21 protein-coding genes and 1 other RNA gene are annotated in these 20,916 nt (G+C 67.2%); 10 read left to right on the forward strand and 12 right to left on the reverse strand.

Annotation, left to right across the window (positions count from 1 at the left end):
• Positions 1-106: 106 nt before the first annotated feature.
• Together BLQ28_RS15275 and BLQ28_RS15280 are read left to right on the forward strand one after the other, a co-directional pair.
• Positions 107-661: a peroxiredoxin gene (locus BLQ28_RS15275; RefSeq protein ID WP_093240764.1), complete on the forward strand. Its 555-nt coding sequence runs from the start codon at positions 107-109 to the stop codon at positions 659-661.
• 55 nt (positions 662-716) lie between these two features.
• Positions 717-2,150 carry an aldehyde dehydrogenase family protein gene (locus BLQ28_RS15280; RefSeq protein ID WP_093240765.1) on the forward strand — a complete coding sequence of 478 codons (1,434 nt, stop codon included), beginning with the start codon at positions 717-719 and terminating at the stop codon, positions 2,148-2,150.
• A gap of 98 nt (positions 2,151-2,248) precedes the next feature.
• On the opposite strand, the gene BLQ28_RS15285 is transcribed toward BLQ28_RS15280, so the two are convergent.
• Positions 2,249-3,187, reverse strand: coding sequence for a ZIP family metal transporter (locus BLQ28_RS15285; RefSeq protein ID WP_256327304.1), 939 nt, complete (start codon positions 3,185-3,187; stop codon positions 2,249-2,251).
• Between the two features lie 11 nt (positions 3,188-3,198).
• Positions 3,199-3,834 (reverse strand): superoxide dismutase, encoded by a 636-nt coding sequence (locus BLQ28_RS15290; protein ID WP_093240768.1) that lies wholly within the window; start codon positions 3,832-3,834, stop codon positions 3,199-3,201.
• Positions 3,835-4,026: 192 nt separating this feature from the next.
• On the opposite strand from BLQ28_RS15290, the gene BLQ28_RS15295 reads away from it, so the two are divergent.
• The 5 genes from BLQ28_RS15295 (at position 4,027) to glp (ending at position 9,294) form a co-directional block, all read left to right on the forward strand.
• On the forward strand, positions 4,027-4,746 hold the full coding sequence (locus BLQ28_RS15295) for a hypothetical protein (RefSeq protein WP_256327305.1): 720 nt from the start codon (positions 4,027-4,029) through the stop codon (positions 4,744-4,746).
• Between the two features lie 86 nt (positions 4,747-4,832).
• Positions 4,833-6,110, forward strand: coding sequence for a serine hydrolase domain-containing protein (locus tag BLQ28_RS15300; RefSeq protein ID WP_093240772.1), 1,278 nt, complete (start codon positions 4,833-4,835; stop codon positions 6,108-6,110).
• Between the two features lie 54 nt (positions 6,111-6,164).
• Positions 6,165-7,325 carry a GTP 3',8-cyclase MoaA gene (moaA, locus tag BLQ28_RS15305; RefSeq protein ID WP_093240775.1) on the forward strand — a complete coding sequence of 387 codons (1,161 nt, stop codon included), beginning with the start codon at positions 6,165-6,167 and terminating at the stop codon, positions 7,323-7,325.
• 14 nt (positions 7,326-7,339) lie between these two features.
• Positions 7,340-7,981: a molybdenum cofactor guanylyltransferase MobA gene (gene mobA, locus BLQ28_RS15310; RefSeq protein WP_256327306.1), complete on the forward strand. Its 642-nt coding sequence runs from the start codon at positions 7,340-7,342 to the stop codon at positions 7,979-7,981.
• A complete protein-coding gene (glp, locus tag BLQ28_RS15315) occupies positions 7,978-9,294 on the forward strand; it encodes a molybdopterin molybdotransferase MoeA (protein ID WP_093240779.1) in 1,317 nt (438 codons plus the stop codon). The genes mobA and glp overlap by 4 nt, the downstream gene beginning before the upstream one ends.
• A gap of 120 nt (positions 9,295-9,414) precedes the next feature.
• Here glp and rnhA read toward each other — a convergent pair whose 3' ends face one another.
• Both rnhA and BLQ28_RS15325 read right to left on the reverse strand, forming a co-directional pair.
• Positions 9,415-9,864, reverse strand: a complete 450-nt coding sequence (gene rnhA / locus BLQ28_RS15320) for a ribonuclease HI (protein WP_093241719.1) — start codon at positions 9,862-9,864, stop codon at positions 9,415-9,417.
• A gap of 52 nt (positions 9,865-9,916) precedes the next feature.
• Positions 9,917-10,687, reverse strand: a complete 771-nt coding sequence (locus BLQ28_RS15325) for a class I SAM-dependent methyltransferase (protein WP_256327307.1) — start codon at positions 10,685-10,687, stop codon at positions 9,917-9,919.
• On the opposite strand from BLQ28_RS15325, the gene gloB reads away from it, so the two are divergent.
• On the forward strand, positions 10,686-11,465 hold the full coding sequence (gene gloB, locus BLQ28_RS15330) for a hydroxyacylglutathione hydrolase (RefSeq protein WP_093240783.1): 780 nt from the start codon (positions 10,686-10,688) through the stop codon (positions 11,463-11,465). The genes BLQ28_RS15325 and gloB overlap by 2 nt on opposite strands.
• Positions 11,462-13,072, forward strand: a complete 1,611-nt coding sequence (locus tag BLQ28_RS15335; protein WP_093240785.1) for a transglycosylase SLT domain-containing protein — start codon at positions 11,462-11,464, stop codon at positions 13,070-13,072. Before gloB ends, BLQ28_RS15335 begins: the two co-directional genes overlap by 4 nt.
• A 46-nt stretch (positions 13,073-13,118) precedes the next feature.
• Here BLQ28_RS15335 and BLQ28_RS15340 read toward each other — a convergent pair whose 3' ends face one another.
• The 8 genes from BLQ28_RS15340 to dnaX all read right to left on the reverse strand — a co-directional run bounded on the left by BLQ28_RS15340 (position 13,119) and on the right by dnaX (position 20,599).
• Positions 13,119-14,312 carry a low temperature requirement protein A gene (locus tag BLQ28_RS15340; protein ID WP_093240787.1) on the reverse strand — a complete coding sequence of 398 codons (1,194 nt, stop codon included), beginning with the start codon at positions 14,310-14,312 and terminating at the stop codon, positions 13,119-13,121.
• Positions 14,313-14,398: 86 nt separating this feature from the next.
• Positions 14,399-15,229: an ABC transporter permease gene (locus tag BLQ28_RS15345; RefSeq protein ID WP_093240788.1), complete on the reverse strand. Its 831-nt coding sequence runs from the start codon at positions 15,227-15,229 to the stop codon at positions 14,399-14,401.
• Positions 15,229-16,044 (reverse strand): ABC transporter ATP-binding protein, encoded by an 816-nt coding sequence (locus tag BLQ28_RS15350; protein WP_093240791.1) that lies wholly within the window; start codon positions 16,042-16,044, stop codon positions 15,229-15,231. Before BLQ28_RS15350 ends, BLQ28_RS15345 begins: the two co-directional genes overlap by 1 nt.
• 44 nt (positions 16,045-16,088) lie before the next feature.
• Positions 16,089-17,126 carry an ABC transporter substrate-binding protein gene (locus BLQ28_RS15355; RefSeq protein ID WP_093240793.1) on the reverse strand — a complete coding sequence of 346 codons (1,038 nt, stop codon included), beginning with the start codon at positions 17,124-17,126 and terminating at the stop codon, positions 16,089-16,091.
• A 135-nt stretch (positions 17,127-17,261) separates the two neighbouring features.
• Positions 17,262-17,654, reverse strand: a complete 393-nt coding sequence (locus BLQ28_RS15360; protein WP_093240795.1) for an MAPEG family protein — start codon at positions 17,652-17,654, stop codon at positions 17,262-17,264.
• A gap of 48 nt (positions 17,655-17,702) precedes the next feature.
• Entirely contained in the window at positions 17,703-18,293 is a 591-nt protein-coding gene (recR, locus tag BLQ28_RS15365) for a recombination mediator RecR (RefSeq protein ID WP_093240798.1), read from the reverse strand.
• Positions 18,294-18,300: 7 nt separating this feature from the next.
• Positions 18,301-18,633, reverse strand: coding sequence for a YbaB/EbfC family nucleoid-associated protein (locus BLQ28_RS15370; protein WP_007836669.1), 333 nt, complete (start codon positions 18,631-18,633; stop codon positions 18,301-18,303).
• 100 nt (positions 18,634-18,733) lie between these two features.
• Positions 18,734-20,599: a DNA polymerase III subunit gamma/tau gene (gene dnaX / locus BLQ28_RS15375; protein WP_093240801.1), complete on the reverse strand. Its 1,866-nt coding sequence runs from the start codon at positions 20,597-20,599 to the stop codon at positions 18,734-18,736.
• Positions 20,600-20,775: 176 nt separating this feature from the next.
• Between dnaX and ffs the strand changes: the two genes are divergently transcribed.
• An RNA gene (gene ffs, locus BLQ28_RS15380) (signal recognition particle sRNA small type) lies at positions 20,776-20,872 on the forward strand.
• Positions 20,873-20,916: the final 44 nt, after the last annotated feature.

Consider the following 20,916-nt stretch of genomic DNA (forward strand, 5'->3'; position numbering starts at 1 on the left):
TGCCAGCCGTTGCCTTGAATACGCCTGCCGCCCGGGGCCGGTTTCACATGCCCCTTCGGACGGTGCGGAGCCTAGAATTCGCCCCACACCGCTTCGGAGTTACATCATGGCCCGATCGACCTTTTCGCGCATCGCCCTGATGACGGTTTTTGCAGCCCTCGCCCATCCCGCCTGGGCTGCGCTGGACATCGGCGACCCGGTGCCCCGGTTCACCGCCAACGCCGCACTGGGCGGCAAGACCTTCCGCTATTCGCTGGCCGATGCGCTCTCCAAGGGGCCGGTGGTGGTGTACTTCTTTCCGGCGGCCGACTCCAACGACTGCTCGATCGAGGCCCATGCCTTCGCCGAGGCCGTCGACCAGTTCGCCGCACTGGGCGCCAGCGTGATCGGCGTGTCGGCGGACGACATCGGCACCCTGGCGAAGTTCTCGGTCAAGTCCTGCCAGAGCCGCTTTCCCGTGGCGTCGGACGAATCGAAAGCCGTGATCCAAGGCTTCGATGCACTGATGCAGACGCGGCCGGATTTTGCCAACCGCCTGTCGTACGTGATCGCGCCGGATGGCAAGGTCGCCTACTACTACCAGAACCTGAACCCCGACAAGCATGTGGAGCGCATGCTGAACGCAGTGCGGGCGCTGCCGAAGGCCACGGCGGCGAAGTAAGGACAGCCGGCCCGGCGGCCACGGTTTCGGCGTGCTTCGCGCAAAATCGGGTCCCATGCAGCTCAACTACATCGCCAACGCGGACGTTCCGTCCTCCTCCGGCCGCACCCTGCCGGTCATCGACCCTTCCGACGGTCAGCCTTTCGACGAAATCCAGCGCAGCAACGCCGCCGACATCGACTCGGCCGTGCGCGCCGCCCGCGACTGCTTCGAGGGCGTCTGGCACAAGGTCAGCGCCGCCGACCGGGGCCGCCTGCTGTTCAAGCTCTCGCAGAAGATCGCCGAGCATGTCGACGAGCTCGCGCTGATCGAGCAGCGCGACTGCGGCAAGCCCGTGAAGCAGGCGCGCGCCGATGCGGTGGCGCTGGTGCGCTACTTCGAGTTCTATGCCGGTGCCTGCGACAAGCTGCACGGCGAGACCATCCCCTACCAGGATGGCTACAGCGTCTTCACCTGGCGCGAGCCGCACGGCGTGACCGGCCACATCATTCCGTGGAACTACCCGATGCAGATCTTCGGGCGCAGCGTGGGCGGCGCGCTGGCGGCGGGCAACGTGTGCGTGGTCAAGCCGGCCGAAGACGCCTGCCTTTCGCTGATCCGCGTGGCGCAGCTGGCGGCCGAGGTCGGCTTTCCGGCGGGCGCGCTCAACATCGTGACGGGCTACGGTCATGAAGTGGGCGATGCGCTTGCGCGGCACGAAGGCATCGACCACATCAGCTTCACCGGCAGCCCGAAGATCGGCACGCTTATCCAGCAGGTGGCGGCCGAGCGGCATTGCCCCGTCACGCTGGAGCTGGGCGGCAAGAGCCCGCAGATCATCTTTGCCGATGCCGACCTGGATGCGGCCATCCCCGTGATCATCAACGCCATCGTGCAGAACGCCGGCCAGACCTGCTCGGCCGGCTCGCGCGTGCTGATCCAGCGCGACATCTACGAGCCGCTGCTCGAACGCCTCGGCCACGCCTTCGAGGCCCTGCGCGTCGGTCCTGCTGCAATGGACCTCGATGTCGGCCCGCTGATCCGCCAGACGCAGCAGCAGCGCGTGTGGGACTTCCTGAGCGATGCGCAGCATGCCGGCATCCCGATGGTGGCGCAGGGCATCGTGGTCGAGGAAGCGCCCGAAACCGGCTTCTACCAGGCCCCCACGCTGCTGCGCGATGTGCCCGTGAACCACCGCCTGGCGCAAGAAGAAGTGTTCGGCCCGGTGCTGGCAGCGATGCAGTTCGCCGATGAAGACGAGGCCGTGGCCCTTGCCAACGCCACCCAGTTCGGCCTCGTGGCCGGCGTGTGGACGGCCGACGGATCACGCCAGTTCCGCATGGCCAAGCGCGTGCGCAGCGGGCAGGTGTTCATCAACAACTACGGTGCGGGCGGTGGCGTCGAGCTGCCCTTCGGCGGCGTGAAGTCTTCAGGCTATGGCCGCGAGAAGGGCTTCGAGGCGCTGTATGGCTTCACTACGCTGAAGACGGTTGCCGTCAAGCACGGCTAGCAACTGGCTCTCCCCGAGGCTGCGCGCACTTCGTGTCGCTTTGCCAACCCCCTCGCCGGGGGCGACGCCAGCGGCCCACGAAAGGCACAGGGAGCGTCTTACCCCAGCGCGGTGTCCAGCAGCATCATCAGCACGAAGCCAATCATCAGCCCGCTGGTGGCAAAGGCTTCGTGCCCCTTGCGGTGCGATTCGGGAATGATCTCGTGGCTGATCACGAACAGCATCGCGCCCGCCGCAAAGCCCAGGCCCCAGGGCAGCAGCATCGCCGAATGGCCGACCACGGCCGCGCCCAGCACGGCACCCAGCGGCTCGACCAGCCCTGACGCCATGCCGATCAGCACGGCGAACATCCGGCTGTAGCCGGCGGCCAGCAGCGCCACCGCCACGACCAGCCCTTCGGGCACGTCCTGGATCGCGATGCCGGTGGCGAGCGCATCGGCCCGCAAGCCGTTGTTGGCCGCGTAGCCGACGCCGATGGCCAGCCCCTCGGGCACGTTGTGCAGCGCGATCGCGAACACGAAGAGCCACGTCCGGCGCAACTGCCTGGCCGACTGCCCCTCGCGCCCCTTGATGAAGTGCTCGTGCGGCAGCACGCGGTCCATCACCATGAGCACAAGGCCACCCAGCAGGATGGCCGAGCCGATCGTGCCGCCCGCGGCCCACGGGCCACCGCCGAAGACGCCCACGTTCTTCGCCGCCTCGAGCCCGGGGATGATCAGCGAGAAGGCGCTGGCCGCCAGCATGACGCCGGAGCCGAAACCGAACAGCGTGTCCTGCAACCGCTCAGGCAGCTTCTGAGAGAACACCACCGGCAGCGTGCCGAGCGCGGTGGCCAGCGCGGCCACCGAACCGCCGAGCAAGGCGTTCCAGACGATCGGATCGGCGCGCACGAACTGCCAGAACTGCGACACGAGCACCAGCACGCCGGCGCCGACGATGGCCAGCCCGATCCGCTCGCGCACCGAACGGGCGGCGGCTGCCCTTGGCCGTGCCGGCACGGCCAGAACCTGCGGCTGTTGCTGCGTCTCGTCGTTCATGGGTTTGCCCTTCAGCCGCCGGTGGCTGCGGCGTAGCGCCGCGCCACTTCGGTCCAGTTCACCACGTTGTAGAAGGCCGCGATGTAGTCGGGACGGCGGTTCTGGTACTTGAGGTAGTACGCGTGCTCCCACACATCGAGCCCAAGGATCGGCGTGTTGCCGGAGCCGATGCCCTGCATCAGCGGGCTGTCCTGGTTGCCGCTGCTCTCGACGGCGAGCTTGCCGCCCCTGGCAACCGATAGCCATGCCCAGCCGCTGCCGAAGCGCGCGAGCGCGGCCTTGGTGAAGGCTTCCTTGAAGGCGTCGAAGCCACCCAGGTCGGTGTCGATGGCCTTGGCCAGCGCCCCCATGGGAACGCCGCCCCCGCCCTGGCCAGCGGGCGCCATCACGGTCCAGAACAGGCTGTGGTTGGCATGGCCGCCGCCGTTGTTGCGCACCGGCGCGCGCAGCGCCTCGGGCAGCTTCTCGACGCCGACGATCAGCTCTTCGACCGGCAAGCCCTCGTGCGGCGTGTCCTTCAGGGCCGCATTGAGGTTGTTCACATAGGCCTGGTGGTGCTTGCTGTGATGGATTTCCATCGTCTGCGCGTCGATGTGGGGTTCGAGCGCATCGAAGGCATAGGGCAAGGCTGGGAGGGTGTACGGCACGGTTCGAAAGCTCCTTGGTTGAAGAGCCCTTTGCGTTGTCGACGTGCTGCGTACTCAGGCATCCAGATGATAGTAATTCGCATTGTCTATGTCAAGACATACAACCTTCCGATGGTTCAAACAAGCCAAACCATCGGTACCGATGGCGACGCTCGATACACTGCACGCGGCCTCCTTTTTGGGAGATACACCATGCGTCTCGCAGACCAGCCCGTCACGATGAAGCTCAAGAAAAGTGCCCTGCCCCTCGCCCTGCTGCTTTGCGCGGGCCTCGCTTTCGCACAGACCGCCACACCGCCGGCCGGCGAGTACATCTACGAGGGCGGCAGCGGCGCGTTGCGCGTCAAGCCCGACGGGCGCTTCGACATCACCACCATCGGCAGCAACGCCCACACCTGCGCACTCGACGGCACCATCGTGCGCGGCAAGGCCAAGCTCGGCGACACGAACTGCGTGGTGAACTTCGCGACCAGTGCTGACAAGGTCCAGGTCAGCACCAACGGTGCGGACCAGTGCCGCGAAAACTGCGGCATGCGCGCCGGCTTCGAAGGCACCTACACCCGCCCCACCCCGGCCTGCACCGACAAGGCCGTGGCGAACTCCCGCAAGTCCTTCAAGCGCCAGTACGACGCGAAGGACTACGCCATCGCCCTGGCCACCCTGTCCCCCGTGCTTTCGGAGTGCGACAAGACCCTCGACTGGATCACCAAGGGCTGGATGCGCAACGACGTCGCGCTGACGCAGTTCAAGCTCAACGACCGCGCGGCCTGCCTCAGGACCCTGCAACCGCTGGCCGAGGACGCCGCCCGCACCGACGACGGCATCAAGGAAAACTATCCGCCCGCCGATGCGGAAATCTTCCTGCCCGTGGTCCGCGCCACGCGCACGAACCTGAAGCTCTGCCGCGGATAGCCTCGCCGATCGCCCGCGCAGGGCAACAGGCGGCACCCAAGACCGCCGTGCCGAATTTCCATTCGCAACAAGACGGAGACAACACCATGAAGTTCTTCCAGCGCAGCCTCTGCGCCGCCGTGCTCGGCCTGGCCCTTCCCCTGCTCGCCGCGGCGCAGTCGCTGCCCACGGCAACGCCCGAGCAGGTCGGCCTGTCCACCCCGCGCCTGCAGATGCTCAGCGACGTGCTCAAGGCCGACGTGGCGGCCGGCAAGATCCCCGGCGCGGTGCTGCTGGTGGCACGCCAGGGCAAGGTCGCCTGGTTCGAGCCGGTCGGCAAGCTCGACCCCGCCAGCGGCACGGCCATGCCGCGCGACGGCATCTTCCGCATCTACTCGATGAGCAAGCCCATCACCACCGTCGCCGCGATGATGCTGGTGGAAGACGGCCGCCTGAAGCTCGACGACCCGATCGCCACGTACCTCCCCGAGTTCGCCCGCATGACCGTCGGCGTCGAGAAGCCGGGGCCCGACGGCAAGCCGGTGCTCGACACCGTGCCCGCGCGCCGCCCGATCACCGTGCAAGACCTCATGCGCCACACCTCGGGCCTGACCTACGGCTTCTTCGGCCCGGGCCTCGTCAAGCAGGCCTACAACGCGGCCAACCTGGGCGTGGACGATCCGACCAACGCCGAGTTCTCGCAACGGCTGGCCAAGCTGCCGCTGGCCTACCAGCCCGGCACGACCTGGGAATACAGCCACTCCACCGACATCCTCGGCCGCGTGGTCGAGGTGGTGTCGGGCCAGTCGCTCTACCAATTCGAGAAAAGCCGCCTGCTCGATCCGTTGGGCATGAAGGACACCAGCTACTACGTGCCCGAGGCGGCACGCCAGCCGCGCATCGCCGAGCCGCTGGCCAATGACCGCAGCTTCGGCGTGGGGGCCGACTTCAACGACCCGCGCGTGGTGCGCAAGCTCGAATCGGGCGGCGGCGGGCTGGTGTCGACGGCGGGCGACTACGCACGCTTTCTGCAGATGCTGCTCAACGGCGGCTCGCTCGACGGCAAGCGCTACCTCGGCCCGCGCACCCTGGCGCTGATGACGGCCGACCACTCCAACGCCGGGGCCGGCATCGTGCCCGGCCCGCTCTACCTGCCGGGCCCCGGCTACGGCTTCGGCCTGGGCTTTGCCGTGCGCCGCAACGACGGCGAGGCGCCCTACCCGGCCGCCGGCGGCGAATACAACTGGGGCGGCGCGGGCGGCACCTACATGTGGGTCGATCCGAAGAACGAGATGTTCGTCGTGCTCATGCTGCAGTCACCCAAGTACCGCACGCACTACCGCAGCCTCACGCGCGACATGGTGTACGCGGCCATGCTCAAGTAGCCCGCGGCGCGCCGGCCCTTGGTCGATGGCGCAAAATCGGCGTTCGTCTCCACCATGAAGAACAGCAGCAGCACCGTCATCCCGATCACCGAGGTCGGCCATTTGCGCCCCGCCGTCGCGGTGCCCGAGGTGGCCGTGCCGGCCACCGGCCTGCTGCTCGACCGCCTCGGCCGTCCCCTGACCGACCTGCGCATCAGCGTGACCGACCGCTGCAACTTCCGCTGCAGCTACTGCATGCCGAAGGACGTGTTCGACAAGGACTACAAGTACCTGCCGCACAGCGCGCTGCTGAGCTTCGAGGAAATGACGCGCCTGGCCCGCCTGTTCGCGGCGCACGGCGTGCGCAAGATCCGCCTGACCGGCGGCGAGCCGCTCTTGCGCAAGAACATCGAGGGGCTGATCGAACAGCTCGCCGAACTCCGCACACCCGGCGGCGAGCCGCTGGAACTCACGCTCACCACCAACGGATCGCTGCTCGCGCGCAAGGCCGCTGCCCTGAAGGCCGCCGGCCTGCGGCGCGTGACGGTGAGCCTGGACAGCCTCGACGACGCCGTGTTCCGCCACATGAACGACGTCGACTTTCCGGTGGCCGACGTGCTGGCCGGCATCGACGCCGCACGGGCCGCCGGCCTCGGGCCGATCAAGGTCAACATGGTGGTCAAGCGCGGCGCCAACGACCAGGAGATCCTGCCGATGGCGCGCTACTTCCGCGAGCACCACGGCGGCAGCGTGGTGCTGCGCTTCATCGAATACATGGACGTGGGCGCCACCAACGGCTGGCGCATGGACGAGGTGCTGCCCTCGGCCGATGTCATCGCGCGCATCGCCGCCGAATTCCCGCTCGTGCCGCTCGAAGCCAGCACGCCCGGCGAAACCGCCCAGCGCTGGGCCTACGCGGACGGTGGCGGCGAAGTCGGCGTGATCAGCAGCGTGACCCAGGCCTTCTGCCACGACTGCAGCCGCGCGCGCCTGTCGACCGAGGGCAAGCTGTACCTGTGCCTCTTCGCCAGCGCCGGCCACGACCTGCGCCCGCTGCTGCGCGGCACCGCCAGCGACGACGAGATTGCGTCCGCCATCGGCCACATCTGGCAGGGCCGTGCCGACCGCTACTCCGAGCTTCGCGCGCTGCGCGGCCCGGACAACCACCACGACGACAGCAGCAATGCCAACGACAAGGCACCGCGCCGCGTCGAGATGAGCTACATCGGCGGATGACGCAGGCGGTAGCCATGCCTGCGCATGCCATCGCACCCGCCGACATTACCGGCCTGCTGCTGGCCGGCGGACGCGGTTCGCGCATGGGCGGCGTCGACAAGGGCCTGCAGCTTTTCAACGGCGAGCCGCTGGCGCTGCATGCGATGCGGCGGCTGGTCCCGCAGGTCGGGCCGCTCATGGTCAATGCCAACCGCAACCTGGCCGATTACGAGGCCTTCGGCGTGCCGGTATGGCCCGACAGCGTGGCCGACTATCCGGGCCCGCTCGCGGGCTTTCTGACTGGTCTTGCGCACTGCACCACGCCCTGGCTGCTGACCGTGCCTTGCGACACGCCGCTGTTTCCGCTCGACCTGGTGGCCCGCCTCGCCGAAACGGCCGCCGCCGCCAGCGCCGAGATCGCCATGGCCAGCGCACCCGAAGCAGCAGCCGACAACGCCACGCCGCCTTTGCTGCGCCCCCAGCCCGTCTTCTGTCTTCTGCGCGCCGACCTGCACGACAGCCTGCGCCGCTTCACCGAAGCCGGCGGCCGCAAAGTCCACGCATGGACCGCCCAGCACCGCACCGTGGCCGTGCCCTTCGACCGGCCCGGCGATGCGCCCGACGCCTTTTTCAACGCCAACACCCTGGCTGAACTGCAAGCCCTCGAAAACCGATGAGCCGCATCGCAGACATTGCCGCCGCCCTGCCGGCCTATGACGCCGCCGACCTCAGCGTCGATGCGGTGCAGGCCTTTCTTTCGGAGCTGACCGCATCGGCAGCCGTGACGCAGCGCGAAAGCGTTCCGCTCTTCGAGGCCCTGGGCCGCGTGCTGGCCGAAGACATCGTCTCGCCCATCAGCGTGCCGCCGCACGACAACTCCGCCATGGACGGCTACGCCTTCGATGGCGCGATGCTGCCGCAGGATGCACCGATCGATGCCTCGATCTGCCTGCGCGTGGCGGGCACGGCGCTGGCCGGCTCGGCCTGGCGCGGCGCGCTCGGCGCCCACGATGCGGTCCGCATCATGACCGGCGCGATGATGCCGCCCGGCCTCGACACCGTGATCCCGCAGGAGTTCTGCAACGTCGAAGACGACCGCGTGAGCTTTCCGGCCAAGGTGCTGCGCCGCGGCGACAACCGCCGCTTCACCGGCGAAGACCTGATGAAAGGCCAGGCCGCACTGCGCCGCGGCGAGCGGCTCTCGCCCGCCGCGCTCGGCATGGTCGCCAGCCTGGGCCTGGCCAGCGTGCCCGTGCTGCGGCGGCTGCGCGTTGCCTGCTTCTCGACCGGCGACGAAATCCTGAGCCTTGGCGATGCGCCGCGCGAAGGCGCCGTGTACGACAGCAACCGCTACACCGTGTTCGGCCTGCTGGCGCGGCTGGGCTGCGAAGTGATCGACCTCGGCCTCGTGCGCGACGACCCCGCCACGCTGGCCGCCACGCTGCAACGCGCCGCACGCGAGGCCGACGCCATCATCACCAGCGGTGGCGTCAGCGCCGGCGCGGCCGACCACACGCGCGACGTGATGCAGCAATTGGGCGACATGGCCTTCTGGCGCGTGGCGATGCGGCCCGGACGGCCGCTGGCCGTGGGGTTGATTCCGCGCGATGAAGCCCCGTCACAGCAGCCAGCGGTGCTGTTCGGCCTGCCCGGCAACCCGGTCGCGGTGATGGTGACCTTCCTGGCCTTCGTGCGGCCGGCGCTGCTGCGCATGATGGGCTGCCACGAGGCCGCAGCCGCACCGCCGCCGTTGCTGCGGGCACGCAGCGCAAGCGCGATCCGCAAGAAGCCGGGCCGCACCGAGTACCAGCGCGGATTCGTCAAGGCGGTGGCGGGCGCATTGCCCGAGGTGTGCGTTGCGGGCAACCAGGGCTCGGGCGTCTTGAGCTCGATGCTCGAAGCCAACGGGCTCGTGGTGCTGCATCACGACCAGGGCCCCGTCGCGGCGGGCGACGAGGTGGACGTGATGATGTTCGACGGCTGTATCTAGGTACTCCCCCAGGCTTCGCGCACTTCGTGTCGCTTCGCCAACCCCCTCGCCGGGGGCAACACCCGCGGTCCGGCAGAGCCGGTTCCGCGGTGTTCCACGAACGAGCCAGGGCTCAATCGATCAGATGCGTCCCAATGCCTTGTCAACGCCCTTGTTGGCCAGCATGTCGGCGCGCTCGTTGCCCGGATCGCCCGAATGGCCCTTGACCCAGCGCCATTCGATCTGGTGACCGCCCTCGGCCACCAGCTTGTCGAGCCGCTGCCAGAGCTCGACGTTCTTCACGGGCTGCTTGCCGGCGGTCATCCAGCCCTTGGCCTTCCAGCCGCGAATCCATTCGGTGATGCCCTTGCGCACGTACTGGCTGTCCAGGTACAGCAGCACCTTGCAGGGCCGCTTGAGGGCGGCAAGGCCCTCGATGACGGCCGTCAGCTCCATGCGGTTGTTGGTGGTGTTGAGTTCACCGCCGAACAGGTCCTTTTCGGTGGCGCCCGACTTGAGCCATGCGCCCCAGCCTCCCGGGCCCGGATTGCCCTTGCACGCGCCATCGGTGTAGATCACGACTTCATTCAAACTGGCTTTTCCTTCTGCTTTCGATTCGATCATTCATTCAATTCATTCGTCTTCAATTCTTGCCGGCCTCATGGCGATGCACCTTGCCGGCGATGGGCACGGGGGCCGTTGCGCGGGCGCCGGCGCGGCGCCAGTCGGCGCTCAGCAGGCGCATGCCGCGCACCCGCTTGACCGCAACCAGGAAGTACGCCGCGCCAAAGATCGGCCACCAGCGCTCGCCGGCCGCGTCCATCCAGCGCGAACGCTCCAGCCAGGCTTCGCTGCGCACGGCCGGCCGGTAGATGCCGAAGCGGCCCGATTCCACCTCGAAGCTCAGCAGCCGCAGCCAGTCGCGCATGCGCCAGTAGCCGATGAACTCCCCGCCTTCCGGCAGGAACAGGTCGCCGATACCGAGCTTGCGGTAGATGTGCGCGCGGCGCTGCCGCATGCCCCAGAGGCTGGTCGGGTTCAGCCCGCAGATCACCACGCGGCCCTCCGGCACCAGCACCCGCTCGACCTCGCGCAGCGTGGCGTGCGGGTCGGGGCTCAGCTCCAGCGCATGCGGCATCACCACCAGGTCGAGGCTGTTGGCCGCGAACGGCAGCGCCGCGAAGTCGGCCAGCAGCGTCGCCTTGCCGGCCCGGGCCGAGTCGTCCAGCGCCAGCCAGCGGTGCGGCATGCGGTTGGCGCGCAGGCCATCGACCTCCGCCGCGCCCAGCTGCAGCGCGTGGTAGCCGAACACATCGGCCACCGCCTGGTCGAACTGGGCCTGCTCCCACGCCAGCAGGTAGCGGCCGGGGGGGGTCGCGAACCAATCCTGCAAACCTATAATTTGACCGCTCATGACCCTCGTTCCGCTGCCCGCCTTCGCTGACAACTACATCTGGATGCTGCACGACGGACCCAACGCAATCGTGGTGGACCCGGGCGATGCCCAACCGGTGTTCGACGCGCTGGCGCGCCACAAGCTGCAGCTGGCCGCGATTCTAGTCACGCACCACCATGCCGATCACACCGGCGGCGTGGCCGCGCTGCACGCCGCCACGGGCGCACCGGTGTGGGGCCCCGCACGCGAACGCATCCCGGAGCCCTTCACGCCGCTTTCGCAAGGCGACACCGCCGAGGTGCTCGGCCTGCGCTTCCAGGTCATCGACGTGCCGGGCCACACGGCCGGCCACATCGCCTACTTCCTGCCGGCAACGGCGGGACAGGCGCCACTGCTGTTCTGCGGCGACACGCTGTTCTCCGGCGGCTGCGGCCGCCTGTTCGAGGGCACGCCCGCGCAGATGCTGGCCTCGCTCGATGCGCTCGCGGCGCTGCCGGGCGACACGCGCGTGTGCTGTGCCCACGAATACACACTTGCTAACCTGCGTTTCGCTCGTGCGGTGGAACCCGCCAACGACGATCTGACTCACTACAACGCGCGCTGCGAAAGCCTGCGCGCACAGGGGCAGCCCACACTGCCGTCGCAACTGGCGACTGAACGCCGGATCAACCCCTTTCTTCGCAGCCGCGAAGCCACCGTCCTTCGAGCGGTGCGTGCCCATGCCGAGCTTTCTGCCGATGCAGGCGAAGCCGATGTGTTTGCCGCACTGCGCCAATGGAAAAACGACTTCCGATGAAATTTATCGCTGCCACCTGCCTTGCAGGTTCACTGGTGCTCGCGGGCTGCGCGACCACGAACAACAGCTCCACACCCTCTTCGACCTCTCCCCAAGCCGCAGGCAGCACCTCTCCGGTCTACCCGCGCGACGCCCTCACCCCCCTTTCGAGCAGCCAGGCTCATTCGCAGAGCGTGGTCACGCTCGCGCCGCCGGTCGACATGTGGGACCGCATCCGCCGTGGCTTCAAGATGCCCAACCTCGACAACGACATGGTGCGTGATCGCGAGCAGTGGTATGCCAGCCGGCCCGACTACATCCAGCGCATGACCGAGCGCTCGAACAAGTACATCTTCCACATCGTCGAGGAACTCGAGCGGCGCAACATGCCGACCGAACTGGCCCTGCTGCCCTACATCGAGAGCGCATTCAATCCGCAGGCCATCTCGAGCGCGCGCGCCGCCGGCATGTGGCAGTTCATGCCCGCCACCGGCACCGACTTCGACCTGAAGCAGAACATCTTCCGCGACGACCGCCGCGACGTGCTGGCCTCGACGCGCGCCGCGCTCGACTACCTGCAAAAGCTCTACGGCATGTTCGGCGACTGGCAACTCGCCCTGGCCGCCTACAACTGGGGCGAAGGCAGCGTGAGCCGCGCCATCGCCAAGAACCAGCGCTTGGGCCTGCCCACCACCTACAGCGACCTCACCATGCCCGCCGAGACGCGCATGTACGTGCCCAAGCTGCAGGCGGTGAAGAACATCGTGGCCAATCCGCAGGCGTTCAACACCGAACTGCCGCTGATCGCCAACCACCCCTACTTCCAGACCGTCACGCTCACGCGCGACCTCGACGTCGAACTGGCGGCCAAGCTGGCCGACGTGCGGCTCGAAGACTTCCGCGCGCTCAACCCGGCCGCGCACAAGCCGGTGCTGATCGCCGCCGGCACACCGCAGATCCTGCTGCCGTGGGACAACGCGGCCGTGTTCCAGCGCAACTTCGATGCCTATGCGCAAGGCCAGTACGCCAGCTGGACGGCCTGGGTGGTGCCCACCACCATGACGGTCGCCGACGCGGCCCAGCGCTCGGGCATGAGCGAGAGCGACCTGCGCGCAATCAACAACGTGCCGCCGCGCATGCTCATCAAGGCGGGCTCGACACTCATCGTGCCGCGCGGCGCCCGCGTCAAGGAAGACGTGGCCGCCGTGGTGGCCGACGAGGGCCACCTGAGCTTCCAACCCGAGATCGTCAACCGCCGCACGACCGTCAAGGCCGGACGCAACGACAACGTGGCAAGCATCGCGCGCCGCTACAACCTCAAGCCCACCAACGTCGCCGAATGGAACGACGTGAAGCCGAACCATGCCTTCAAGCGTGGCTACAGCGTGGTGGTGTATCTGCCGGTTCGTGCGACGGTCGCGGCCCGTGCGGGTGCCGGCGTGTCGGTGGCTGCCCGCGGCGGCCACACGGCGGCACCTCCCGCCAAGCGCGGTGGCGCGGCGCCGGCGAAGGCAGCCGCCTCGCGTGGCGGCCAGATCGTGAAGGTGCCCGCCAGCAGCAAGCAGCAGGTCGTGCGCGAAAAGCGCGGCGGCACGCCAGTCAAGACGCCGGCGAAGAAGAAGCACTGACGCGAAAAACCTGCCGGGCACAGCCCTGGCAGGCATCGGACGACATTCAGTGCTGCGGGTGCGACTCCGCAGCCCACGCCCGGCGACGCACCACGGCCTCCAGTGCCGCCACGGCGATCATCACCACCGTCGTGAGCGTGCCCACCACCAGCATCGACAGGTGCGGCGCGAAGATCGCCAGCACCGCAAGCAAGGCCAGCCCGTAGAGGTGCGACTGCGGCAAGAAGCCACGCACCACCCGCTTGAACAGCGCGTTGCCGAACAGGTAGAGCGCCGGCCCGCCGAGCAGGGCTCCGAGGTACTTCCACTCCGCGTGGTGCGACCCCTCGCCGATCACCAGTTCATCGGCCACCGCCGACACGATGATGCCGGCCACCAGGATCACGTGCGTGTAGTGAAACTTGGCACCGACGCCACCGGGGTCGCTCGAGTGCTCGATGACGTGCGTGGCCTCTTTCGCGCTGGTGTCGAAGTACATCCACCACATGGCCAGGCTGCCCGCGAAGCTCACTAGCAGCGCGAACAGATCCATCGAATGCCATTCGGCGTGATGCCCGAATGCGATGCCGGTGGCCAGCACCGATTCGCCCAGCGCCACGATCACGAACAGCTGGCAACGCTCGGCCAGATGGCCGCCGTCGATCGTCCAGTCGGCCGTCGACGAACGCCCCAGCCCCGGAAACCGCAGCCCGATCATCGGCGCGATGTATTCGCACAGCACGCCGCCGAACCACAGGGCCAGGCGCGTCTGCCCTTCCGCAAAGCCACCTGCGATCCAGAACACCGCGGCCACGCAGTTCCAGGCCAGCAGGCGCCGGAAGTTGGGTGCCAACGCGTGGTTGCGCCCGACCGCGATCAGCATGCAGAGCGTGCGGCCGACCTGGATGCCCGCGAAGCACAGCGCAAAGACCAAGCCTCGTTCGGCGAAGGCACCGGGCAGGGCCGAAGCCATCGCCAATGCCAGCAGCATGATTCCGAACAGGACGCCCCGGATGCGCAGCGTGCCGGGGTTGAACCAGTTGGTCGCCCAGGCCGTGTACTGCCAGCCGAGCCAGACCGCGAACCACATCACCAGCGTCTGAAGCGCGCCAAGCAGCGTCAGGTGGTCCAGCAGGTAGTGGGACAGTTGCGTGACTGAAAACGCATAGACCAGATCGAAGAAAAGCTCTTCGTTCAAGACCCTGGCCGACTCGCCACGCCTGCGCAAGGTGCTCGCGCGTTCATTCTTGTTGTGTTTCAAGATTCACCCCCATAAGTCGTTGTTGCGCCCCCCGGCGCGGGCGCGATCATCGCACGGTGAGGGCTCTGGGCCGATACGCCCGGGCGCTACAACTTCTCGGTTTCGCCCGTCTTGGGCTGCCACTTCATGAGGCGCTTTTCGATCAGACCGACGACGCCATCGAGCACCAGCGCAAAGGCCGTGAGCACCACGATGCCGGCGAACACAGTGTTGACGTCGAAGGTCCCTTCGGCCTGCAGGATCAGGTAGCCCACGCCCCGCGCCGAGCCCAGGTACTCGCCCACCACCGCGCCCACGAAGGCCAGGCCGACGGAGGTGTGCAGGCTCGAGAACACCCAGCTCGTCGCGCTCGGCAGGTACACCGTGCGCAGCAACTGCCGCTGGTTGGCACCCAGCATCTTCGCGTTGGCCAGCACCACCGGGCTGACTTCGCGCACGCCTTGGTAGACGTTGAAGAACACGATGAAGAACACCAGCGTGACCGCCAGCGCCACCTTGCTCCAGATGCCCAGGCCGAACCACAGCGCGAAGATGGGCGCCAGGATCACGCGCGGCATCGAGTTGGCGGCCTTGATGTAAGGGTCGAGGATCATGCTCGCCGTGGGCGCGAGCGCCAGCCAGAGCCCGCAGGCCAGCCCCAGCACGGTGCCGATGCCGAAGGCCAGCACCGTCTCGAGCAGCGTGGTGCCCAGGTGCAGGTAGATGTCGGCGTTGCCCTTCAGCCCTTCGGGAAACAGCGCGTTGGGTGACACCTCGAACGGCAGGAACCAGCTCCAGATGCGCCCCGCCACCTGGATCGGCTCGCCGACGAAGAAGGCGAACTGCTGATTGCGTGAAGCCAGGTGCCACGCCACCAGGATCACCACCAGCAATGCCAGTTGCCAGATGCGCGCGTTGCGTTCATTGAGGCGCGACATCACGCGGCCTTCTTCAGTTGCTGCGCGTAGCCCTTGAGCACCTCGTCGCGCAGTACTTCCCAGATCTGGGTGTGCAGTTCGACGAAGCGCGGCTGCGTGCGAACCTCTGCCACGTCGCGCGGGCGCGCAAGGTCGATGGCGAACTCGCCGATCGGATGCGTCGCCGGGCCGGCCGACAACACCACCACGCGGTCGCTCATTGCAATCGCCTCGTCGAGGTCGTGCGTGATGAACAGCACGGCCTTCTTCTTCGCGCTCCAGAGTTCCAGCACCTCGTTTTCCATCAACTGGCGCGTCTGGATGTCGAGTGCGCTGAAGGGCTCGTCCATGAGGATGATGTCGGGGTCGAGCACCAGCGTCTGCGCCAGTGCCACGCGCTTGCGCATCCCGCCCGAGAGCTGGTGCGGGTAGCGGTCGCCGAAGCCCGAAAGCCCCACGCGCGACAGCCACGCCTCGGCCTGCTTGCGTGCTTCGGCATCGGGCACGCCGCGGTACTGCAGGCCCACCATCACGTTGTCGATGGCGCTGCGCCACGGCATCAGCGCCTCGGTCTGGAACATATAGCCGGCGCGTGCATTGACGCCCGAGAGCGTCTTTCCGAAGATATTCACCGTGCCGGAAGACGGTTCAAGCAGGCCGGCTCCCACGTTCAGCAGTGTCGACTTGCCGCAGCCCGTGGGCCCGACCACCGAGACGAACTCCCCGGCCCGGATGCGCAGCGTGGTGTCGGCCACGGCCGTGTAGCGCTGACCCGGATCGTCCTTCGAGTGAAAGGTGCAACTGATGGAGAGAAGTTCGAGGGCGTAGTCGGACATGGCATAAAAAACCCGGCCTGGGCCGGGTCGCGGGACGTTCGCAGTCAGGCTTTGAACCTGTCTTTCGCGCGCCTTGCAAAATCGTTGGTGTAGGTCTTGGAGAGGTCGATCTTGTCGGCCTTCACGGAAGTGTCGAAGCTCGCGATGGCCGTGAGCGCCGTCTTGGGCCCGTCGGTCGGCACGAGGCCGTCGGTGGCGATCGATTCGCGCACCTTGTCGAACGACGCGAGGTACAGCGCGCGGTCGCCCAGCAGGTAGGTCTCGGGCACGGTCTTGATGATGTCGCCCGGCCCCGCCGTCTGCAGCCACTTGAGCCCGTGCACGATGGCATTGGCCAGCGCCTGGCAGGTGTTGGGATTCTTTTGGATGAACTCGGTCGATGCGTAGAGGCAGGCCGCGGGCATCGTGCCACCGAACACCTGCTGCGTGCCCTTGAGCGTGCGCGTGTCGCTGATGATCTTCACGTCGCCCTTCTGCTCGAGCATCGTCATCACCGGGTCGGTGTTGCTGATGGCGTCGATCTGGCCCGAGCGCAATGCCGTGAGCGCACCGGCCGCCACGCCCACGCCGATGTAGCTCACATCGCTCGCCTTCAGGCCGCCGCGCGAGAGCACGAGGTTGGCCACCATGTTGGTCGATGAGCCCGGTGCCGAGACACCGATCTTCTTGCCCTTGAGATCGGCGATGCCAGTGTAGCCCGCCATGTTCTTGGTCGACACGCCCACTGCGATCTGCGGTGCACGGCCCTGGAGCACGAAGGCCTGGAAGAACTGGTTCTTGGCCTGCAGGTTGATGGTGTGTTCGTAGGCGCCCGAGCACACGTCGGCCGAGCCACCGACCACGGCCTGCAGCGCGCGTGCGCCGCCTGCAAAGTCGGAGATCTCCACTTCGAGGCCTTCGGCCTTGAAGTAGCCGAGCTGCTCGGAGATGGTGAGCGGCAGGTAATAGAACGCCGCCTTGCCACCGACCGCGATGGAGACCTTGGTCTTCTCCAGCTTCGCCTGCTGCGCAAAGACACGCGGCAATGCGATCGTTGCGGCGGCAATGGCGGAAGCAGAAATAAGGGTGCGGCGATGGAGCATGAACGGTGCCTGAGGGCTCTGTGATTCCTGTGAACTGAATCGAGCTTAGGGGCGCCCTCATGCGCCTGCATCGGGGTCATCCCGTGCGGGTTTTTACGTAAGCACGAAGGCCTCTCGCAGGCCTGCGATGCGCGTCTATCGCGCGAGAAAAAGGATCGCGATGTTGACGATGAACGCGAGGGACCAGACCGCACTGCGCGCAGCGCCGATGCCCTTGATGTAAAGGCCCAGATAGATCACGCGCAGCACCACGTAAGCCACCGCGAGCATGTCGAGCCGCGCCTGCGCCACACCGAGTTGATGCGCGATGACCACCGCGCCGATGAAGAACGGCAAGCCCTCGAAGCTGTTGGCCTGCGCGCTGTTGGCACGTGCACGCCAGCCGCTCTGCTTTGCGGCCCAGTCGCGCGGGTGCAGGTTGTCGCGCGGACCGAAGCTGCCGGCCTTGGCGATCCATGCGGCCAGGTACGGCAATCCGCAGGCAATGAACACGCACCAGTAGGCTACCGTGAGCAATGAAAAAGTCATGTCGATTTGTCTCCGTTGCGCGGCGCGCAGTGCCCCGTCAGGGCTTTTTTACCGGCGGTCGACCAGTGCGTGCGCGATGGTGCCGAGGTCCACGTATTCGAGCTCGCTGCCGGCCGGCACGCCACGCGCAAGGCGCGTCACGTTGAGCCCGCGCTGCTTGAGCGTTTCACCGATCACGTGCGCGGTGGCTTCGCCTTCCGCGGTGAAGTTGGTGGCAAGGATCACCTCGCTCACCGTGCCGTCGAGCGCACGCTCGAAGAGCTTCTTCAGGCCGATGTCGTTGGGCCCGATGCCGTCGAGCGGACTGAGCTTGCCCATCAGCACGAAGTAATAGCCACGGAACGCACCGGTGCGCTCGAGCGCGGCCTGGTCGGCCGGCGTCTCGACCACGCAAAGCTTGGTTCCGTCGCGCCGCGAGTCCATGCAGACACTGCAGATCGGCGCTTCGGTGAAGGTGTTGCAAAGCTCGCAATGCCGCACGTTGCCGGCGGCCTGCTGCAATGCGCGTGCAAGCAGCTGCGCACCCTCGCGGTCGTGCTGCAGCAGGTGGAAGGCCATGCGCGAAGCCGACTTGACGCCGACGCCGGGCAGGCGACGCAGCGCATCGACCAGCGCGTCGAGCGAACTGGCGTCTGCCATCAATGGCTCAGAACGGCAGCTTCATGCCCGGCGGGAGGCCCGGCATGCCAGCAGTGAGCTTGCCCATCTTCTGCTCGCTGGTTTCTTCCGCCTTGCGCACGGCGGCGTTGAAGGCCGCAGCCACGAGGTCTTCGAGCATGTCCTTGTCGTCGGCCAGCAGGCTGGGGTCGATGGTGATGCGCTTGACGTCGTGCTTGCAGGTCATGACGACCTTGACGAGGCCGGCGCCGGATTCGCCTTCGACCTCGATGTGCGCCAGTTCTTCCTGGGCCTTCTTGAGGTTGTCCTGCATTGCCTGCGCCTGCTTCATGAGGCCGGCCAGTTGTCCTTTGTTGAACATCGTTGGTCCTGATTGGTTGGAAAGTGGAAGAAGGATAAGAGAGATGGTGGCCGGGCTGAAGTACCGCAAGGGCCGACCCAAGATTGTTGCCGCTCGCGGATCAGGCCGGCTTGAGCGTTCCGGGCACGATCTTCGCATCGAAGTCGCGCATCAGCGCCTGCACCTCGGGGTCGTTGTGGATGGCCTCTTCGGCCACGCGTTGGCGCTCGTCGGCGGCCTGCTTGTTGCGGCGCGCGGGGCTATCGACCACCCCACCGATTTCGATGACCAGCTTGACGTCGTGGCCGAGCGCATTCAATGCGGCGGTCAGCTTTTCGCGGCTGGACGGCTGGTTGAGCGTTTCGCGCTCGATGCGCAGCATCCACTGGTCGGTGTCGCGCGCCACCAGTTGCGACTGCAGGGCCAGCTCGCGGGCCAGGGCCGCGACGGCTTCGGCGGCAACCAGCTGCGTGACCGTGGCGTACCAGAAGTCGCCGTCTTCGCTGGTCGGGATGGGGGTGTAGGTGCTGCGCGATTCTTCGGCGCGGGGCGCATCGCGCGCACCGGGTGGCGGCTGCACGCGGATAGGAACGCCGACGACCTTGGCCGGGGCCTCCGCTGCGCTCTCGCTCCGGGGTGCGGGCTGCCGCAAGGGCTCGTCGACCACCGAAAGGCGCTGTCCTGCGGGGGCCAGAACCGACTGCGCGGCTGGTGCCGGGGCCGGTCTTGGGGGTGTCGGGGCGGGCGCAGCCGGGAATTCAGCCGCAGGCGCAGGTGCCGGAACGGGGGGCGCGATGCGCGGCTGAGCCGTCGGCGCCGCGACCGCGGCTTCATTCAGAGTTTTTTTTTCCGGGGAGGCTGTCGCAGCAGCCGCATTGGAAGGCTTGAAGGCCAGGAGCCGCAGCAACACCATGGTCAGCGCAGCGTATTCGTCGGGCGCCAGGCCCAGCTCGCCACGGCCGTGCAGGCACAGGCTGTAGAGCAACTGGGTTTCGTCGGCCGGCATCAGCGATGCAAGCCGCGCGGTGTCCGCCGCGTCGGGGTCGGTCGCCGAATCGGCGGACTCGACCCGCGAAGGCACGGCCTGAAGCACGGCCATGGCCTGCAGCACCGCCGTCATTTCCTCGAGCGTGGAGGCGGCGGACATGCCGTCGCGGCGCAGCGCCTCGGAGGTATCGACCACCGTCTTGCCATCGCCCTGGGCCAGCGCTTCGATCAGGCGGAACACGTGACCGCGATCGACGCTGCCGAGCATCTGTCGCACACCGGCTTCGAGCAGTTCGCCATTGCCGAATGCAATGGCCTGATCGGTCAGCGAGAGCGCATCGCGCATCGAACCGCGTGCGGCGCGTGCCAGCAGGCGCAGTGCTTGCGGCTCGGCGGGTACCTGCTCGGTCTGCAGCACGCTGGTCAGGTGCTCTAGCACCGTCTCGGGTGCCATCGGCCGCAGGTTGAACTGCAGGCAACGCGACAGCACCGTGACCGGCACCTTCTGCGGATCGGTCGTGGCCAGCACGAACTTGAGGTACTCGGGCGGCTCTTCGAGCGTCTTCAGCATCGCGTTGAACGCGGTGTTGGTCAGCATGTGCACTTCGTCGATCATGAAGACCTTGAAGCGCCCTTGCACCGGCTTGTAGACGGCTTGTTCGAGCAGCGACTGGACTTCGTCCACACCGCGGTTGGAGGCCGCGTCGAGCTCGGTGTAGTCGACGAAGCGACCCGAATCGATGTCGCGGCAGGCCTGGCAGACACCACACGGCGTGGCGGTGATGCCGCCCTGCCCGTCCGGGCCCTGGCAGTTGAGCGACTTCGCCAGGATGCGCGAGACCGTGGTCTTGCCCACGCCCCGCGTGCCGGTGAAAAGATAGGCGTGATGCAGGCGCTGCGTGGTCAGCGCGTTCTCGAGCGCCTGGACCACATGCCCCTGGCCGACCATCTCACCGAAGGTTTTCGGACGGAACTTGCGAGCGAGCACGAGATAAGACATTGCGGGCATTCTAAAAGGCGCGGCGACGGTCCTCGAACCCGCACTGCAATGAAAAAAGGCTTGCATCCTTTGCAGAGCACCACGGAACCGCCTCTGCCGGGCTGCTGCTGTGGCCCCGGCAGGAGAAGGAGAAGCGATACGGAGTGGGCACACCCCGGCGGGTTACAATCCCCGCTGACGGGCCTCCCTGCATGGTGAAGTGGCCAACCGGGTCAGGTGGGGAACCAAGCAGCCCTAACTGCGTAGTCAGTGCCAGGGGTAAGGCTCGTCAACCTCTTCAGCGGCCTCGTTTCATTCCAATGCGAAATAAAACGAGG

This window comes from Variovorax sp. EL159 (assembly GCF_900100965.1).
Classification (GTDB): Bacteria; Pseudomonadota; Gammaproteobacteria; order Burkholderiales; family Burkholderiaceae_C; genus Variovorax.